At 27.4% G+C, this 16,716-nt stretch carries 13 protein-coding genes and 1 riboswitch; of the genes, 1 reads left to right on the top strand and 12 read right to left on the bottom strand.

The annotated features are described in order from the left end of the window. Positions 1 to 42 precede the first annotated feature (42 nt). The 11 genes from psyc5s11_RS28060 to hflX form a co-directional block, all read right to left on the bottom strand. The gene (locus psyc5s11_RS28060; RefSeq protein ID WP_311196414.1) at positions 43 to 465 is read right to left on the bottom strand and encodes a prepilin-type N-terminal cleavage/methylation domain-containing protein; all 423 of its coding nucleotides are present in this window, start codon (positions 463 to 465) and stop codon (positions 43 to 45) included. A gap of 80 nt (positions 466 to 545) precedes the next feature. Next, complete coding sequence (locus psyc5s11_RS06750) at positions 546 to 1,748, bottom strand: type II secretion system F family protein (RefSeq protein WP_224036852.1); 1,203 nt, start codon at positions 1,746 to 1,748, stop codon at positions 546 to 548. Positions 1,749 to 1,797: 49 nt separating this feature from the next. Then, positions 1,798 to 3,483, bottom strand: a complete 1,686-nt coding sequence (locus tag psyc5s11_RS06745) for a GspE/PulE family protein (RefSeq protein WP_224036851.1) — start codon at positions 3,481 to 3,483, stop codon at positions 1,798 to 1,800. Between the two features lie 297 nt (positions 3,484 to 3,780). Then, positions 3,781 to 4,533: a prepilin peptidase gene (locus psyc5s11_RS06740; RefSeq protein WP_224036850.1), complete on the bottom strand. Its 753-nt coding sequence runs from the start codon at positions 4,531 to 4,533 to the stop codon at positions 3,781 to 3,783. 215 nt (positions 4,534 to 4,748) lie between these two features. After that, positions 4,749 to 4,831: riboswitch (cyclic di-GMP riboswitch) on the bottom strand. Between the two features lie 161 nt (positions 4,832 to 4,992). Further along, positions 4,993 to 6,030: a type IV pilus twitching motility protein PilT gene (locus tag psyc5s11_RS06735; protein WP_224036849.1), complete on the bottom strand. Its 1,038-nt coding sequence runs from the start codon at positions 6,028 to 6,030 to the stop codon at positions 4,993 to 4,995. Between the two features lie 1,302 nt (positions 6,031 to 7,332). After that, positions 7,333 to 8,073, bottom strand: coding sequence for a YebC/PmpR family DNA-binding transcriptional regulator (locus tag psyc5s11_RS06730; protein WP_224036848.1), 741 nt, complete (start codon positions 8,071 to 8,073; stop codon positions 7,333 to 7,335). Positions 8,074 to 8,281: 208 nt separating this feature from the next. Further along, the gene (locus tag psyc5s11_RS06725) at positions 8,282 to 8,932 is read right to left on the bottom strand and encodes a YigZ family protein (protein WP_224036847.1); all 651 of its coding nucleotides are present in this window, start codon (positions 8,930 to 8,932) and stop codon (positions 8,282 to 8,284) included. Between the two features lie 189 nt (positions 8,933 to 9,121). Beyond that, positions 9,122 to 10,567, bottom strand: coding sequence for an aminotransferase-like domain-containing protein (locus psyc5s11_RS06720; protein WP_224036846.1), 1,446 nt, complete (start codon positions 10,565 to 10,567; stop codon positions 9,122 to 9,124). Positions 10,568 to 11,148: 581 nt separating this feature from the next. Next, positions 11,149 to 12,054 (bottom strand): nucleotidyltransferase domain-containing protein, encoded by a 906-nt coding sequence (locus psyc5s11_RS06715; protein ID WP_224036845.1) that lies wholly within the window; start codon positions 12,052 to 12,054, stop codon positions 11,149 to 11,151. 161 nt (positions 12,055 to 12,215) lie between these two features. Further along, entirely contained in the window at positions 12,216 to 12,875 is a 660-nt protein-coding gene (locus tag psyc5s11_RS06710; protein ID WP_224036844.1) for a hypothetical protein, read from the bottom strand. Between the two features lie 55 nt (positions 12,876 to 12,930). Continuing rightward, positions 12,931 to 14,721 (bottom strand): GTPase HflX, encoded by a 1,791-nt coding sequence (hflX, locus tag psyc5s11_RS06705; protein ID WP_224036843.1) that lies wholly within the window; start codon positions 14,719 to 14,721, stop codon positions 12,931 to 12,933. Between the two features lie 204 nt (positions 14,722 to 14,925). Between hflX and hpt the strand changes: the two genes are divergently transcribed. Beyond that, the gene (gene hpt, locus psyc5s11_RS06700) at positions 14,926 to 15,447 is read left to right on the top strand and encodes a hypoxanthine phosphoribosyltransferase (RefSeq protein ID WP_224036842.1); all 522 of its coding nucleotides are present in this window, start codon (positions 14,926 to 14,928) and stop codon (positions 15,445 to 15,447) included. Between the two features lie 524 nt (positions 15,448 to 15,971). Here the strand turns inward: hpt and yunB are convergent. Then, positions 15,972 to 16,646: a sporulation protein YunB gene (yunB, locus tag psyc5s11_RS06695; RefSeq protein WP_224036841.1), complete on the bottom strand. Its 675-nt coding sequence runs from the start codon at positions 16,644 to 16,646 to the stop codon at positions 15,972 to 15,974. Positions 16,647 to 16,716: the final 70 nt, after the last annotated feature.

Raw genomic sequence — 16,716 nt, 5'->3', positions numbered from 1 at the left:
TTACACTTCTTTTAATATAAATTCACCTAAATTTATTTTTTATTATGATATAAAGCTTCCCACTTGTTTTGGATATATTTCATCTCCAGTAGAACCTGATTTTACTGTTATGTCACCATCGGCGGCAATATCAACATAAAACTCAACTTTAGTAACTTTACTTGTTGGCATGACTCCACCATCAATTTTATCTGTAATTTTATTTTTAGTTGTAGTAGTAGCACTATTAGTATTAAGTAAAGTTTGATCCTCTGCAACAGCTTGTGCTGCTATTCCCGAAAGATTTTTGGCTGTAGCTATATCAGCTGTAATATTAGATTTTTTTGTTATTTGACCAAACTTTGGAATAGCAATAGCTGCAAGTACTGCAATAATCGCAATAACAATAATAAGTTCTACTAATGTAAATCCTTTCTTCTTTTTCTTTGATAGTTCATTCATTTTTCTAATTGATAAATTGTTCATTATGAACCCCTCCTATTTTTTTATATACTTTATATATTTAATGCACTCTGGATCGCACATTGTGCATTATTAACTTTTTATTATATTTGAGTATAACTATCATACATTGGAAGCATTACTGACATTATTATAAATCCAATTACAAGTCCCATTACTACTATTAAAAGTGGCTCCATTAAGGCAACAGTAGCTTGTATCGTTGTTTCTAACTCTTCATCGTAGAAATCTGCTGTTTTACTTAGAATAGAATCTATTGATCCTGTTTCTTCTCCTATTTTAACCATTGAATAAAGCATTTCCGGGAAAATTCCAGTTGCTCTCATTGAAATATTTAGTTCTTCTCCCTTAGATATTTTTTCTTTAACCTGTAATAAAGCTTTTTCTGCTATTTTATTTTCTACAACACCAGAAACAATATCAATAGCTTTTATTAGAGGCAGACCACTTGCTAATAGTGTAGATAAAGTTCTTGTAAATCTTGATACTATAACCATCTCAGTGAATTTCTTTATTATTGGAAGCTTAAGTTTCATCTTGCTTGAAAAAATTGATCCATTTTCTGTACTAAAATAATATTTACCTCCAATAGTAATTCCTATTAATGCAACTATAATTACTATAAAATTATCCTTTAAAAAATCTCCACTTCCTAATAAAAGTTTTGTTGACCATGGTAATACCGTACCACTTTGTTCAAAAATACCTTTAAAGGTTGGCATTACATAAACAAGTATAAATACAACAGCTATTACTGCTACAAAACTTAATATAACTGGATAAATCATAGCATTTTTCACCTTATTATTGGTCTTGTTTTCTTTTTCATAATGTGATGACATTCTTAGCATTATACTATTTAACGTACCACTGGCTTCTCCTGCTTCTATTAAGCTAACTAAAAGATCCGGAAAAATCTTTTTTTGCTTTTTCATAGCTTCAGATAAAATACCACCTTTTTCAACATCTTGTTCAATTTCTATTAAGGCTTCTTTCAATATTTTCTTTTGAGTTTGTTTTGATAATATATTTAAGCAAGTTAATATAGGTACCCCTGCATCTAACATAGTATAAAATTGCCTGCAAAAAATTGAAATATCCTTAAGTTTTACTTTCTCATTAAATTTTAGTTCAATTTTACTACTTTCAATTATTTCTTCTACCATTAAAGGGTAATATCCATTAGAAGATATAAATTCTATAACCTCGCCTTTAGAGTCTGCTTCACGCGCTCCTTCAATTTTTTCTCCATCTGCGTTCATTGCTCTATATTTAAAATTAGCCAACTTATTTATCCCCCTCTAAATCAGAATATTTAATATATAATGGTATATATTATTCCTTCGTCATAGTTATTGTTGCAAGTTCTGACATCGTTGTTATTCCATCAATTACAACTTTTTTACATTCCATACCTAAAGTAGTCATCCCATTTTTCACTGATATATCTCTAAGTACATCTGAACTTTCACCTAAATTTATAGCTTCTCTGTGTTTTCTTGTTATTTCCATAACTTCATATATACCAATTCTTCCCACGTATCCTGTATGGTTACAATATCCACATCCATTACCCTTATATAAGTTTAATTGCTTGTCCTTATCTGCTCCAAGTATTTCTTTTTCATATTCAGTAGCGTCATAAGGTTCTTTACAATTATTGCATATTTTTCTAACTAGTCTTTGTGCTATTATTCCAACTACTGAAGTAGCAACTAAATATGGTTTTATTCCCATATCTACAAGTCTTATTATGGAAGATGGCGCATCATTAGTATGAAGAGTACTTAATACTAAATGACCTGTTATAGCTGCTTTTGTTGCAATTTCAGCTGTTTCATTATCTCTAATTTCACCAATCATGATTATATCAGGATCTTGTCGTAATATACTTCTAAGACCACTTGCAAAGGTTAATCCAGCCTTATTATTTACACTAACTTGATTTACTCCATTTAATGTATATTCCACCGGATCTTCAACTGTAATTATATTTACTTTATCATTATTTAGTTCACTTAAAAGTGTATATAAAGTTGTAGATTTTCCACTTCCTGTAGGTCCTGTAACTAAAACTATTCCATGGGGATTTGAGATGATTCTATCTACCATTTGAAGATTTTCTTTACTCATCCCCCATTTTTCTCTACCTATATTGCCACCAGAAGTATTCAGAATTCTTATAACTATTTTCTCACCATTAACTACTGGAAGTATTGAAATTCTAAGATCCACATTTTTTCCATCTACTGTAACCATTATTCTCCCATCTTGAGGTATTCTTTTTTCTGCAATGTTTAATCCTGCGAGTATCTTTATTCTAGTTACTAATGGTCCTAGACTTTCTATATTAATAATATTAACTGTTTGTAATTTACCATCTATTCTATATCTTATTTTTATTTCATTTTCAAATGGTTCTATATGAATATCTGATGCCTTCATTTCTATTGAGTTTTTAAATAAGTAATCCACCATTTTAACAACTGGTGCATTCTTAACATTATCCATATCTTCCACATTTATTTTCGAATTTTTAGATTCAGAACTTTCCTTGGAAAGCTGTTTCGCTGCAATGCTAACTTGCTGACTACTATAATATATACCCACAAATTTTTTAATATCATCTTTTTTAGAAATATATGATTCTATTTCAAATCCTGTAGATATTGCAACATCATCTATTGCATAAATATTTAAAGGATCTGAAAGTGTAACTTTAATTTTATTATGTTCAAAGCCAAAAGGTATTAATGTATATTTATCGCATAAATTTTTAGGAATAATACTTATTGCCTTTTTATCAAAATTTATTGTATTTAAATCTATTTTTTTAATTCCTGTTTGTTGCTCTATAGACTCTATTATTTCATCTTCAGTTATTATTTTACTATCGACTAGTATTTCTCCAAGTTTTTTATTAAGTGCCTTTTGAGACTTTAATGCTTCTTGTAATTGATATCCAGTAATTTTTCCTGCATTTACTAGAATGTTGCCTAATCTTCTTTTTTCAGTTGCCATTATAAGTCTCACCTTCCTTTTTCTCTGCCAATTGTATATCCTACACCATATACTTAATTCTACATAAATATATATTTATATCTATTATATGTTGCAATAAAGTTTTCACCTATCTCTTAACCCGCATTTTACAAGCAAATTCTAAAATTCTAAAATTCTTAAGTTCTAAAATTCTTTAGAATTTTAGAATTCCTAATTGTAAAATCATTATTGAAACTTATATATGATAATAGTTTAAATTCTTATTTCAAATCAATCAAGTATATATATGTTAAAATCATGTATACTTATCATAATTCAAACCAATAAGTTCCAATACAACTTTAATATTTCAACTCCCCATAACATAGAAATTAAACTTCCAATTGCTATACATGGTCCAAATGCTATTTTTTCTTTTGCCTTTTTTAATTTTAAAGCTAAAATAATTATTCCTACTATTCCACCTAATATAATTGCTAAAAACAGTCCTAGTAGAATTCCTTTAACGCCTAAAAACAATCCACAAACAGTAGCGATTTCAATATCACCCTCGCCCATTCCTTTGGTCAAAAATACTATTAACCCTATAATTCCAAAGCCTATTGCTCCACCTGAAATAAAATCAATAGTTCCACTTTTATAAATAATAGCTTGAATTATTATAAATGTTACTGCTATTATTCCACCCAAAATCGTAGTACTTGTAAAAACAAATTGAGTATCATAATCTATCATACCAATAACAATTAAAAGTGATGCTAATATGCAATATTTTAATGTAATTAAAACTAGTCCAAATTTTAAATATATAATTAAATATAATAATGCATTTAAAATTTCTATAAGAGGATACCGTAAAGAAATTTTTTCTTTACAATATTTACATCTTCCTCCAAGAAAAATGTAACTAAATACAGGTACTAAGTCTACCGGACTTAAGTTATGTTGACATTTTCCACAATGTGATGGTGGAAACGCAATTGATTCTTCAACAGGAATTCTATAAATGCATACATTTAAAAAACTGCCTATAACTAATCCTAAGACAGTTATTAATCCATAATCCAATTTATCACCTTCTTAAATTCTAAGTTATATTCTGTAATCTTTTACATATATTTATTGCCAATTATATACTTTTATGTATCTAATTACAAGTGTATTCTTTAATGATTCTAACCAATTCGCTTAATACTTTGCGATGTAAAAATAGATACATTGCTTATTTATTGTTTTTTACTGAGAATTATTTTCTTTTATATAATAAAAAAACCGACCTCTATAAACATAAAGGTCGGTTGCACTAATAACTCATCATATATAAAGTGCCCAATTAAAATATATGACTCTTCGTTTTCCTATAATAAAATTCGTTAATTTATTTAGGCATATCATACCATATTTTCTTTGTATTAGTCCATACTTATTTATACTTTTTTATACTTTTTTCTACTTTTTTCTAAATCAACCCATTTTATTAGTGATCATTTACCAAACTATATAAAATCACCTCATTGAAAATATTCACTAATTTGTTTTATTATTTATTACCCATCTTTCATATTCTTCTCTTGATATTATATTACTATTAATTAATCTCTTCAAATCCATTTCCATAGTTTGCATTCCAAATTTAGATCCCATTTGAATGAAGCTATTTATTTGTTCAAAATTTCCTTCTCTAATTAAATTTTTTATACTTGATGTACATACCATGATTTCCATTGCAGCTGATCTCCCTGTACCTGAAGCATTTGGTAATAAAACTTGAGAAACAACACCTCTAAGTAGTGATGATAATTGAATTTTAACCTCATTTTGATGACCAGATTCAAAAGAATTTACAATTCTATATATACTATTTGCAGCCCCCATATTGTGCAGAGTAGAAAAAACTAAATGCCCTGTTTGTGCTGCTCTTAAAGCTATTTCTATTGTTTCAGGATCTCTCATTTCTCCTACTAGTATAACATCTGGATCTTGTCTAAGCGCTGCTTTTAATGCCATTGCATAACTTCTAGTATCTTGTCCAATTTCTCTTTGATTCACCATAGATTTTTTAGTTTCATATATATATTCTATTGGCTCTTCTAAAGTTATTATATGTTTTTCTTTAGTGTTATTTATTTCATTTATCATAGCAGCAAGGGTTGTACTTTTACCTGAACCTGTTGGACCTGTAACTAAAACTAATCCATCTTTTAATTCTGTAAAAGCTTTTAAAGCAGGAGCAGTTGATAAATCTTTAAGTTTTGGTATTCCTTCTTTAATTACCCTCATACATATAGAATAACTTTCTCTACATTTATAAGCATTAACTCTAAAATTACAAATTCCTTTTCTATTATACTTAAAATCTATCTCCCCTTTTTCTAAGAATTCTTCAAACTTTTCTGGTACTAAGTCCTTAATGTATTCCCCAACTACTTCATGATCAATAACATCATCGTTTGCTCTTATTAGTCTTCCATCAATTCTTACCATTGGAGTTAGTCCTGAAGTTATGTGAATATCTGATGCACGTTGTATATCCATATTATCTAATAATTTATCTATCTTTGCCATAATTTCTCCCCTTTTAATTTCTAAAAATAATTGAAAGTATATTTCATGAAAATATGCAATCTATATTTAAAGTATCACCCATTTTCTAAATATGTCAATATTATTTAATTCTACGTTTAAATTTTTATTTATTAAAACCTTAAAAATCGCCTTATCTAGTGGTATCACACATATACCTATGAATTTAATAAGATATATTAAAAATTAAAAGTTAATTCACTAGCACTTCTAAACACTAGTAATAGAGCTACTTGAGAAGATTTTAGTTGTTTCTGAATTACACTTTCTTTTTATATTAATTTATTAAACTTTTTAGAGCATTCATGAATATTTTATGCTTATAAGCCATTATTATAAGTATTTTCTTAGTGCGAAATTAGTTTTATTGGGTTCAATTTATTATCTGATTTTTTCAAACCTAGTAAATAAGCCATTTTATGAAATTCTAATCCTTTTTATTTCTATTAATTTATTAAAAAGCGAAAAAAATAGGATAGGAGTTTTTATTTTGCTCCCTAGCCTAACTAAATTATTTATAATTTCTTAAGATTAAGTTAATAAATTTGCCACAACACTGACATACTATAATCTTATAATAGTAATTGTAAAGTAGTTAAACATTATTATTTCCCCTAATAATAATAAAATATTAACCAGTATTCAGGATAACTTGTTACATTGTAATGAGTTATCCTTTTTTATGCTATTAAAAAATATAATCCACGGAATCTGTGTCAGTAATCAACATTACTTGCAATATTATGTCACCAAACAATACTATTTGTATTACGATTCATTTTGCTAAATACTACTTGTATGTATTATAATTTGCTTACATATAATCATAATTAAGTAAAAAAGAGGTGCTATTATAAATAATTTCAAATTATTAAGACTAAAACGTAAAATATTTCTAAGAAAATCTTTATTAAATCTCTTATTATTTAGTTTTTGTCCTACTAATAAGTTCATAGTTGCCTTATCTCAAAATTTGGACAACCATATTGTCATTTATCAAAAAGAATTATTTATATAATATTGTTTAAAAACACTTAACAACATATCTTCAAATAGTGATTTTATTTTTAATTATTTTATATAACATAAAAGAAGACTAAGTTCCTAATACTTAGTCTTCTTTCGTTATTTATAAAACCATCTCCTATCTTTTAAGATAGAAAATGGTTCTCAAAATATTACATACATCAATCTATTTTACTAAAATGACGCATATCATAATCAATATTCATTTTTACAATTATCCCCATCAAATTAAATCCAGTTATATCAACGGTTCCAGTCCTATTCATACCATCCTTCAGGAAATTCAGCATTATGATAAACGTCTTGAACATCATCATCATCCTCAAGTAAATCTAGCATCTTTTGGAATTTCTTAGCATCATCTTGACCAATTTCAGTATATGTATCTGGAATCATTTTTACAGATGCTTCTAAAAATTCAATTCCTGCTGCTTCCAACGCTTCTCTCACCTGTCCGAAGTCTTCTGGAGTTGTAGTTACTACAAATACTTCTTCTTCATCTGATGAGAAATCTTCTGCACCAGCATCTAAGGCTATCATCATTATTTCGTCTTCATCTTTATCTTCTTTTAAAATGATGATTTCTCCTTTTTCTTGGAACATGAATCCTACACATCCGGCAGTTCCCATATTCCCTCCACCTTTAGTAAAGGCACTTCTTACATTTCCTGCTGATCTATTTTTATTATCAGTAAGAGTATCAACTATTACAGCCACTCCACTAGGACCATAACCTTCATAAACTATATTTTCATAATTAACTGATGATAACTCACCAGAAGCTTTTTTAATTGCTTTTGCTATAGTATCATTCGGCATATTTTCAGCCTTTGCTTTAGCGATTGCATCTCTAAGTCTTGCATTTGTATCGGGGCTAGGTCCACCATTTTTAGCAGCTACAATGATTTCTTTACCTAGTTTAGTAAAAATTTTACCTCTTTTTGCATCTGTCTTACCTTTTTTTGCTTGAATGTTATGCCATTTTGAGTGTCCTGACATTTGTTTTTCCTCCTTACTTTAATTTAAAATTCATAATTTTGTAATAATAAATCCGCTTGAGTATAAATTAAAGAATATGTATTTATGCAGATTTTTATTACAACATATATTTTATTTGATTTATTTTAAATACAAAATTCAACAAAAATTATACCATACTTTGCATAAATTCACAATTATTAATAAAACTCCTTTATACTATTAATTCCTATGTTAACTGTTGATAAAGTCTATTTCCTTCTTTAAAGTAAATTCCCTCTTCACTTTTACGAACTATTACTTTACCACTAGTCGCCTCTACAATTTCATTTTCTATGTTTTCTGCAATTGCTTTTTCTGATAATATATGGACTATTACCTTATCACTATATTCTGAGTCTTCTATATGATAAAAATTTTGACCACATATATATTGAATCTTTCCAAGTAAATCATATTCTATTTCAAAGCTTAATTTTAATCCCTCAACTTTTTCTATAATCCCAGCAGCTTTTATAGCAATACTTGCCCCTTTTGTATATGCTCTAGTTAATCCCCCAGTCCCTAAAAGTATTCCACCAAAATATCTAGTAACAACAACTGCACAATCTGTTATTCTACTTTTTTTCATTACTTCAAGAATAGGAATTCCTGCTGTTCCTTGTGGCTCACCATCATCAGAATATCTTTGAATATTCATATTACTTCCGATAATATAAGCTGAGCAATTATGTCTAGCTTGTTTATGCATGCTTTTTATTTCAGTTATAAAAGCTTTAGCTTCATCTTCATTTTCAACTCTTTTTGCATATCCAATAAATTCTGATTTTTTTTCTTCAAATCTATCTTCACCAAAATTTCTTATTGTAATGTAAGACATATATATCTAACCCCTTTCCAATTTGCAATGTACAGTCACAATACAAAATTTTAAGTTCTTGGTTGTGCTTAATAAGTTCCTAATTGTGCTTCGCACTCTTTTTATATGTGAAATGATCTTGGTTGTGCTTCGCACCTTTTATATATGTGTGTATATTAAATAATATTGGATTAACCATCAGTTTATTCATTAATTATCTAATTTAGATTCATTATAAAGCTTTGCAGAAATTAGTTCTTCTTTAAGTATTTTCATGCCCTTTTTAATTTTTTTCTTATCTGTTTGATAAAAAGCTAGTCTAAATGAATCTTGTCCATCGTTTTGTGATGTGAAAAACATAGCACCAGGAGTAATATATACATCTTTTTTCCTAAGTCGTATAAAAAGCTCCCTTGTATTAACCCTAAAATCTTCGTTTAAAGTCAAATAAAAATTTAACCCTCCCTTTGGATCTATATATGTTAATATATCTTTAAATTCTTTGTCTAACAGGCTTTTCATAAGTGTATATCTTTTTATATATTCATCATTCAAATTTTTTATATTTTTCTTCCACTTATTATCTGAAATATATAATTCCAGTGCTCTTTGCATTAAACTAGAAGTTGTTATGTCTGTGTTATGTTTTGAATTTTGAAGTGTTTCTCTAAATATTGTTGGAGCTATTAAATATCCCAATCTTATTCCTGGAAGAAATATTTTCGAGAAACTTTTTATATAAATAACTCTATCATTTTTATCAAGCAATTTAAATGGTATATATTCTAAGGAACTTTCGTATATAAGTTCTGATAAATAATCATCTTCAATTATGTAAAAATCATAAATTTCTGCAAGGTCTAAAATTCTTTTTTTCTTTTCTAGACTATAGCTTATTCCTGTTGGATTTTGAAAATAGCTCATTGTATAAAAGCATTTTATTTCATTTTTTTGAAGTATTTTTTCAAATTTATCTAAATTTATTCCATCGTCTTCAATTGGCATTTCAAATAAATTAACCTTCCTCCATTTAAAAACTGATAATGCTCCAACATAAGTTGGCTTTTCAACTATTATATTATCATTTATATTTAATATCCCCTTTGAAACTATGTCAATTCCTTGTTGAGCTCCTGATACAATTAGTATATCTTCATTATTTAATTTATAATCCCAAAATGCTTTGTTTATTGTATCTATGAGATTTGTGTATCCATTCCTATTATCCGAAAACAATGCATTGGCACCATCTCTTTCTAAAACTTCATTTATTATATGTTTTAAATCATTTATAGGAAATAATACTTCTTTAGAAGTCTCTCCTGTAAAATCCACTACATCTGTTAAATCTTCCATAGACAATTTCTTTAAAGTATTTGAATATTCTCGCCTAAAGTTTGAGGCCACCTCTTTTCTCTTAGCATAACTTCCGCTTCCAACCTTTTGATATGCATATCCTTCTGCTTTAAGCTTATTATAAGCACTAACTATTGTAACATTATTTACCCCTAATTTTTTCGACAATTCTCTTATGGTTTCAAGCTTATCGCCCTCTTTTATTTTTCTTTTATCAATTAAATCTTTTATAAAATTAGCTATTTGAACATACTTTGGTGTTTCATCATCTTTGAATTTAAAATCTTTGTAGATATCCATAAGCCCCCTATCCTCTCACACGGCACAGTTAATAATATGATTTTTACGAATTTTTTATTTATATTAATTTATGAGTAAGTATAAATTTATTAAATTGAAAATGCTTTTCTTCTAATATGGTGAAATTCTAAACCCTATATTTTCTAAAGAATATTACCATATATATTCTTCAGAATATGCTTATAAAATGCGGGTTAAGATATCATTGTATAAAAAAAATTACTTTCCAACAATCTATAATATATTCCCAGTTTTTAAATTATACTTGATATTATTTTCAACATTTACTCTACTTATGCATATATCCAAACTTAGAAATTGGATATATATTTGTAACCACAAGGGTCATAATATGGAATAGGCATTGAAAATGAGCTGTCGATGTTTCTTAATGGCAGGTTGTTCCATTTTTGCTTGTCCTGAGCTTGCCTCAGGAGCATGCAGAAATGGGTGCAACCTGCCATTTAGAAACTTCCAGCGAAATTTTCTTAGTCCTATGGAATATTATGCCCCCTGAGGGTACAAATATGTATTCAATTTCGGCTGGTTCTACGTATAAGTATTGTTCATAATATTATGCATTACTTATAAACCTTATATGAGTATACATTCTCACTTATAAAGTCCTCATTAAATGGTAAATCTAACTTTTTAGTGTCTTTTATTATTAATTTTCTTTTATATAATTCTTTTAATATATCCTCTATTTTTATATTAAATTCCTTAAATAATTCACCATTTCTTATTTCATATGAACTTAAAAAATTGCTTTCTTCGTATAAATAATCTAATAGCAATTTAGATGCTTCATTTATGTTCTCATCTAAAATGTTTTCTATATAGTCTACAGTATTTTGAATATTTTCTTTTGTACATTTATTATTAAATAAATTTTCAACTACTGCATTAAACTTATTATTTAAATTAGTAACCATTTTTATAGCATCTTTGTTTACCGTATATCCATTTAAATTTAAATATAGCTTAGCAAAACTATCCAATGCTCTGATTAACACTTCATATGATGTAAATTCACTATAATTTTGTATATATTTTTTAGTTATTCTAATATCCTTTATAAGGTCACCTAAATATACCAAATTCCATGTTTCTCTATATTTATCTAAACTATATTTAGCTTTATTAAAAATTCTTTCTATTTCATCATCTCTTGAAAATATTATCTTTGAAGATATGAGTAAATTTCTTATACTCCCCTTCTTTCCATCACTTTCATACAATTCTAAAAATTTTTCTTTATTTAATACTTTCATATGTACTGGTATATCTAATATTTCTGAATATATATCTCTAACATCCTCAAACACATCTTTATATATAACAAATAAGTCTATGTCAGATTCTTCCCAAAGATCTCCACTAACTATACTTCCAAATGCAAATATAGCTAATACTTTTTTATTAACCTTTAATATATTAATTAGCTTCTCAGAGGACTTTTGATAATCCACTATAGATTTTGACACCGTATATTCCACCTTCTTTTGTCTAAATAAAACTCATTAACATTATAACTGAAAGAAGTCTTTATTTAAAGGGAATGCATTTTTTAATTCTTATTAAATTTTATATTATCTTCTAATTTTACATTTTAAAATATATAAAAAAGATTCTTAAATAATTAAATCTAAGAATCTTTTCCCGAATCAAATGGTGGACAGTTTTTATCCATACAATCTATTTGCTTAAGAAAAATTGTTAATCTTCTTCCTAAGGCAGTTATAATATCATCAACTTCATTATTCATTTTATAACTTAATTTTAATGCATCCTTAATTTCTTTTCTATCTCCAAATGCATTTAATTGAAATGCTGTTGCAGTACTAGACATATTATAAGATGAAAAAGCAATAATATTTAATGCATCTAAAAGTGGTCTTACTTGCCTTGTAAAATAAAGTTCAGTTAATGTATCAACTCTAATAGAATTAACGTTATCTCTTATTAATGTTATATCAGTAAATGCTTCACTTATATTTTTTAATTTATCAAAAAGTTCTTGTTGTTTTGCTTTTATTTCCTCACAAGAATCATTTATATCAGTAGTAGTAGTTGGTGGTGGCGGCGACGGAGTTTCTGAGCCAGTATCTAGTGAAGTTTTAGATGCACTTGAATCATTTTGTATTTCATTACCATCCTCTACACTATCTTGTGATGTAGTTTCATAAATACCTTCATATTTTAGCTGTTCTGGATTTTCTTCTTTACTTTGTGATGGGTTAACTTGACTACTATTATCTCTAGATTTATTTTTTTTAGAATGCCTCTTAGAATTTCGTTTTCCCATAATTATACAGTCCTTAATTAGTGCTCATATCTAGTATATTAACTAAAATTTTTAATTATTCTTTTATAACATAATCTTGAGTTTTGTTATATACCTCATCATCTACTTCAACCAACATATACGTGCCATTATCTTTATAATCTTCTTCAATTATTCTAGCATTTCTATGTAAAAATGATTGAATATCACCTTTTTCATAAGGTATCAAGTACTCTACTGTTCTATAATTATAAGGTATCTTTTCTTCTATTAAATTTAAAAATTCTTCTAAATTAGTTCCTTCTTTAGCTGAAACTTCTATTACTTGCGTTTCATCTATAGCTTCTTTTATTATTGCTATTTGCTCTTCACTTGCTTTATCTATTTTATTTAAAACTAATATCATTTCTTTATTTACTACACCAAGCTCATTTAAAACTTCATTTACAGCTGTATACTGTTCCACTGCAGTATCTGAAGATGTATCTATTACATGGCATAAAAGATCTGAAAATATCACTTCTTCTAATGTTGATTTAAATGCTTCTACTAGCTCATGAGGTAATTTTCTTACAAATCCAACTGTATCTGTAAGAGTTATTAACCCCTTCTTCCTTAAAGTTATTGCTCTTGTTGTTGTATCTAATGTTGCAAAAAGCATATCTGCTTCAAATACTTTTTCCTTTATTTTATTTTCTTTTTTTGCAGCCAAATCACAAAGTGCATTTCTCAAAGTAGATTTTCCTGCATTGGTATATCCAACTAAAGATACTTGTGGAATATTTTCTTTATTTCTTTTTTCTCTTTGAACTTCTCTGGTCTTTTTAATTTTTTTAAGTTCATCTTTTAAATCATATACAGTCTCCATTATATGTCTTCTATCTGTTTCAAGTTTCTTTTCTCCAGGACCTCTAGTTCCTATTCCGCCACCAGTTCTAGATAATACTGTCCCCAGTCCTTTTAATCTACTTAATCTATATTTAAGTTGAGCTAGTTCTACTTGTATTTTAGCTTCCTTTGTCTTAGCTCTAGTTGCGAATATTTCTAGTATTAAAGTAGTTCTATCAATTACTTTTGCACCTATTGCTGCTTCTAAATTTCTAACTTGAGATCCTGAAAGCTCATCATCAAATATTATTACATTTGCTCTTTCTGTTTGTCTCATAGCTGCAATTTCTAGAACCTTACCTTTACCTATAAAAAATGCCGCATCAATTTTATGTCTACTTTGAAATACTGTTCTTAAAACAGGCACATTACATGCTTCTGAAAGTTCTTGTAATTCCTCTAAACTTTCTTTTGTATCAGAACCAACTAATATTGCTTTTTCTTCTGTTTCCTCTATAACATCATTGTTTTTAATTAAATTTTCTATAAATCTTATTTTATCTAATATATTTATAGAACTTATTTCTTCTAATGAAAGATTGCTTTTTTCCTCAGATTCTAATTTGTTATTATATAAAGTAAGTATTCCTAAAGAAAAATCTATTATTTTTCCTTCTATTATCGCTACCGACACAATTGCATCTAATTTTAGTTTTAAAAGTGCTGTTAAGTCTAATGCAGAAAGATTACAATAGCCATTTGGATGAGTATGAATTACTCTAATTCCTGATAATCTTTTTTCCGCTATCTCTATTATTGGAACTTCAACTGATGTAGAATCCCCAATTGCAACAGAAGTAACATTACCCTTTCTATTTATTCCTACACTCACTTCTCTTTCAATAAAACTTGAAACTCTAGAAATTATATTTAAAATTTCTACGTCACATACTTCATCTTTTAAATTTTTAATAGCATAAATACTTTCTAATTCATCTATTATAGATTTTCTTATTCCTTCAATATTTCCATATATCATATAAACACCTCACATAAGTTATCTTGACAACTTTCATATAATTTTATACTATTAATTCATTAATTACAACTTTATCAATTAACATTGCACAATTAACAATATCCAATGAAGGATGAAATTCCACTAGAGTTCTATCCTTCATTGTAAATTATTCATCGTACATTTTTAATTGTTCAAATAAAAATAAAAGGAGTTTTATAAACAATGGAAGATAAAAAACGTAACATTCTTTTTTCTAAAGAACAAATCAATTCTAGAATAGAGGAACTTGGAAAAACTATTACTGAAGATTACAAAGGCAAAAATCTCTATGTATTATCTCTGCTTCGCGGAAGTTTTGTATATGCTGCTGATTTAGTTAGATGTATCGATTTAAATGTAAAGATAGGATTTATGACTACATCAAGTTATGATAATTGTGAAATATCTTCTGGATGCGTTAAAGTAGTTAATGATATTTCTGATGATATTGAAGGATGGGATGTTCTTATAGTTGATGATATTGTTGATACTGGATTCACCATGAATTTTGTTGTTAATCATGTAAAAAAAGCAAATCCAGCGTCTGTTAAGTCTTGCGTTCTTCTTGACAAACCCTCACGAAGAAAAATTGAGATAAATCCAGATTATTGTTGCTTTGAAATTGAAGATTTATTTGTAGTTGGATACGGATTAAATTATGGTGATTTTTATAGAAATGTGCCTTATGTATTTAATTGGGAGTAGAAAAGAAACCTTTTAGCTAAAAATATATATCGAGACTTTTATCCTACTTAAAGCAAAGCCTATATCTTAAATTACTATGTAAAATAAGATATAGGCTAATTATATTTTTCACGTTATGAATAACTTGTTGATAGCATTTTTTATAATTTTTTGTTCACAAAATAAGAAATATACTTATTAATTGTTTATTTTTCAACTAATCTCTTGGATAATTCATTAGCATTAGTAATATTTTTCAGTTTTTCAGTTGCCTCATCAGAAGTTATCCTTATATTTTATATTCACTATTTACTACATTTAGCCATATATATAAACAAAGAAATTGGATACATATTTGTGGAATAGGCATTGAAAATGAACTGTTGATGTTTCTTAATGGTAGGTTGTTCCATTTCTGCTTGTCCTGAGCTTGCCTCAGGAACATGCAGGAATGGGTGCAACCTACCATTTAGAAACTTCCAGCGAAATTTTCTTAGTCCTATGGAACAAATATGTATTCAATTTCGGTAGGATATCACATAAGTTTAGTTTCCACTTTTGTTATCTACATTTTGATTATTTGTTGGAAATCCAAAGGTTGTATTTGGTATTTTCCCAACTATAATTGTATCTGAAACTGGCATTTGTGTGTTAACTTCGATATCTTGATTTTTCAGTGGTAGTTTCAATCTTATTTTAGCATTAACATTTAGATATATTTTATGTCTAGTTTGATTAATTCCAGCACTTTCAAATTTCGATTCATAATTTGTACTAATATTCCCCATAGGCTCTATCTGCATAGTTATTGTAGGTCCTAAATTATAAAAAGCACTTTTATCGCCCAACCATCCAAAAGGAACTTTTATGGTAGTATTATTCATATCACTTAATTCTTTATTACATTCTGTAGATAATTTAGCCGCTATATAATTTAATTTTATAGTATCTGATTGAACTAAAATTATATTTCCTTCCTTATCTTTTTCTATTTTTATCATTTCATCATATTTAAATTCCTGTGATAAAATCTCTACACTTTTTTTGTTTATTATATCTAATGTTTGAGATTTTGCCATCATTATTGCTATTTCTGTTATTGGCGGCATGACTCTTTTATCAAAAAATCCTATCATTATATTAAAAATGACAATTATAAAAATAATAGCAACTATAAATGATATATATTTATGGGGTTTTCGTTTGGTATAATATTGCATTATCAACACCTTTATATTGTGTTATTTATTTACTCATATTATAATTATGCTATAATGGTATAAAATATTA

This window comes from Clostridium gelidum (genome assembly GCF_019977655.1).
Taxonomy (GTDB): Bacteria; Bacillota; Clostridia; order Clostridiales; family Clostridiaceae; genus Clostridium; species Clostridium gelidum.
This window is presented reverse-complemented; position numbering and strand designations above follow the sequence as displayed.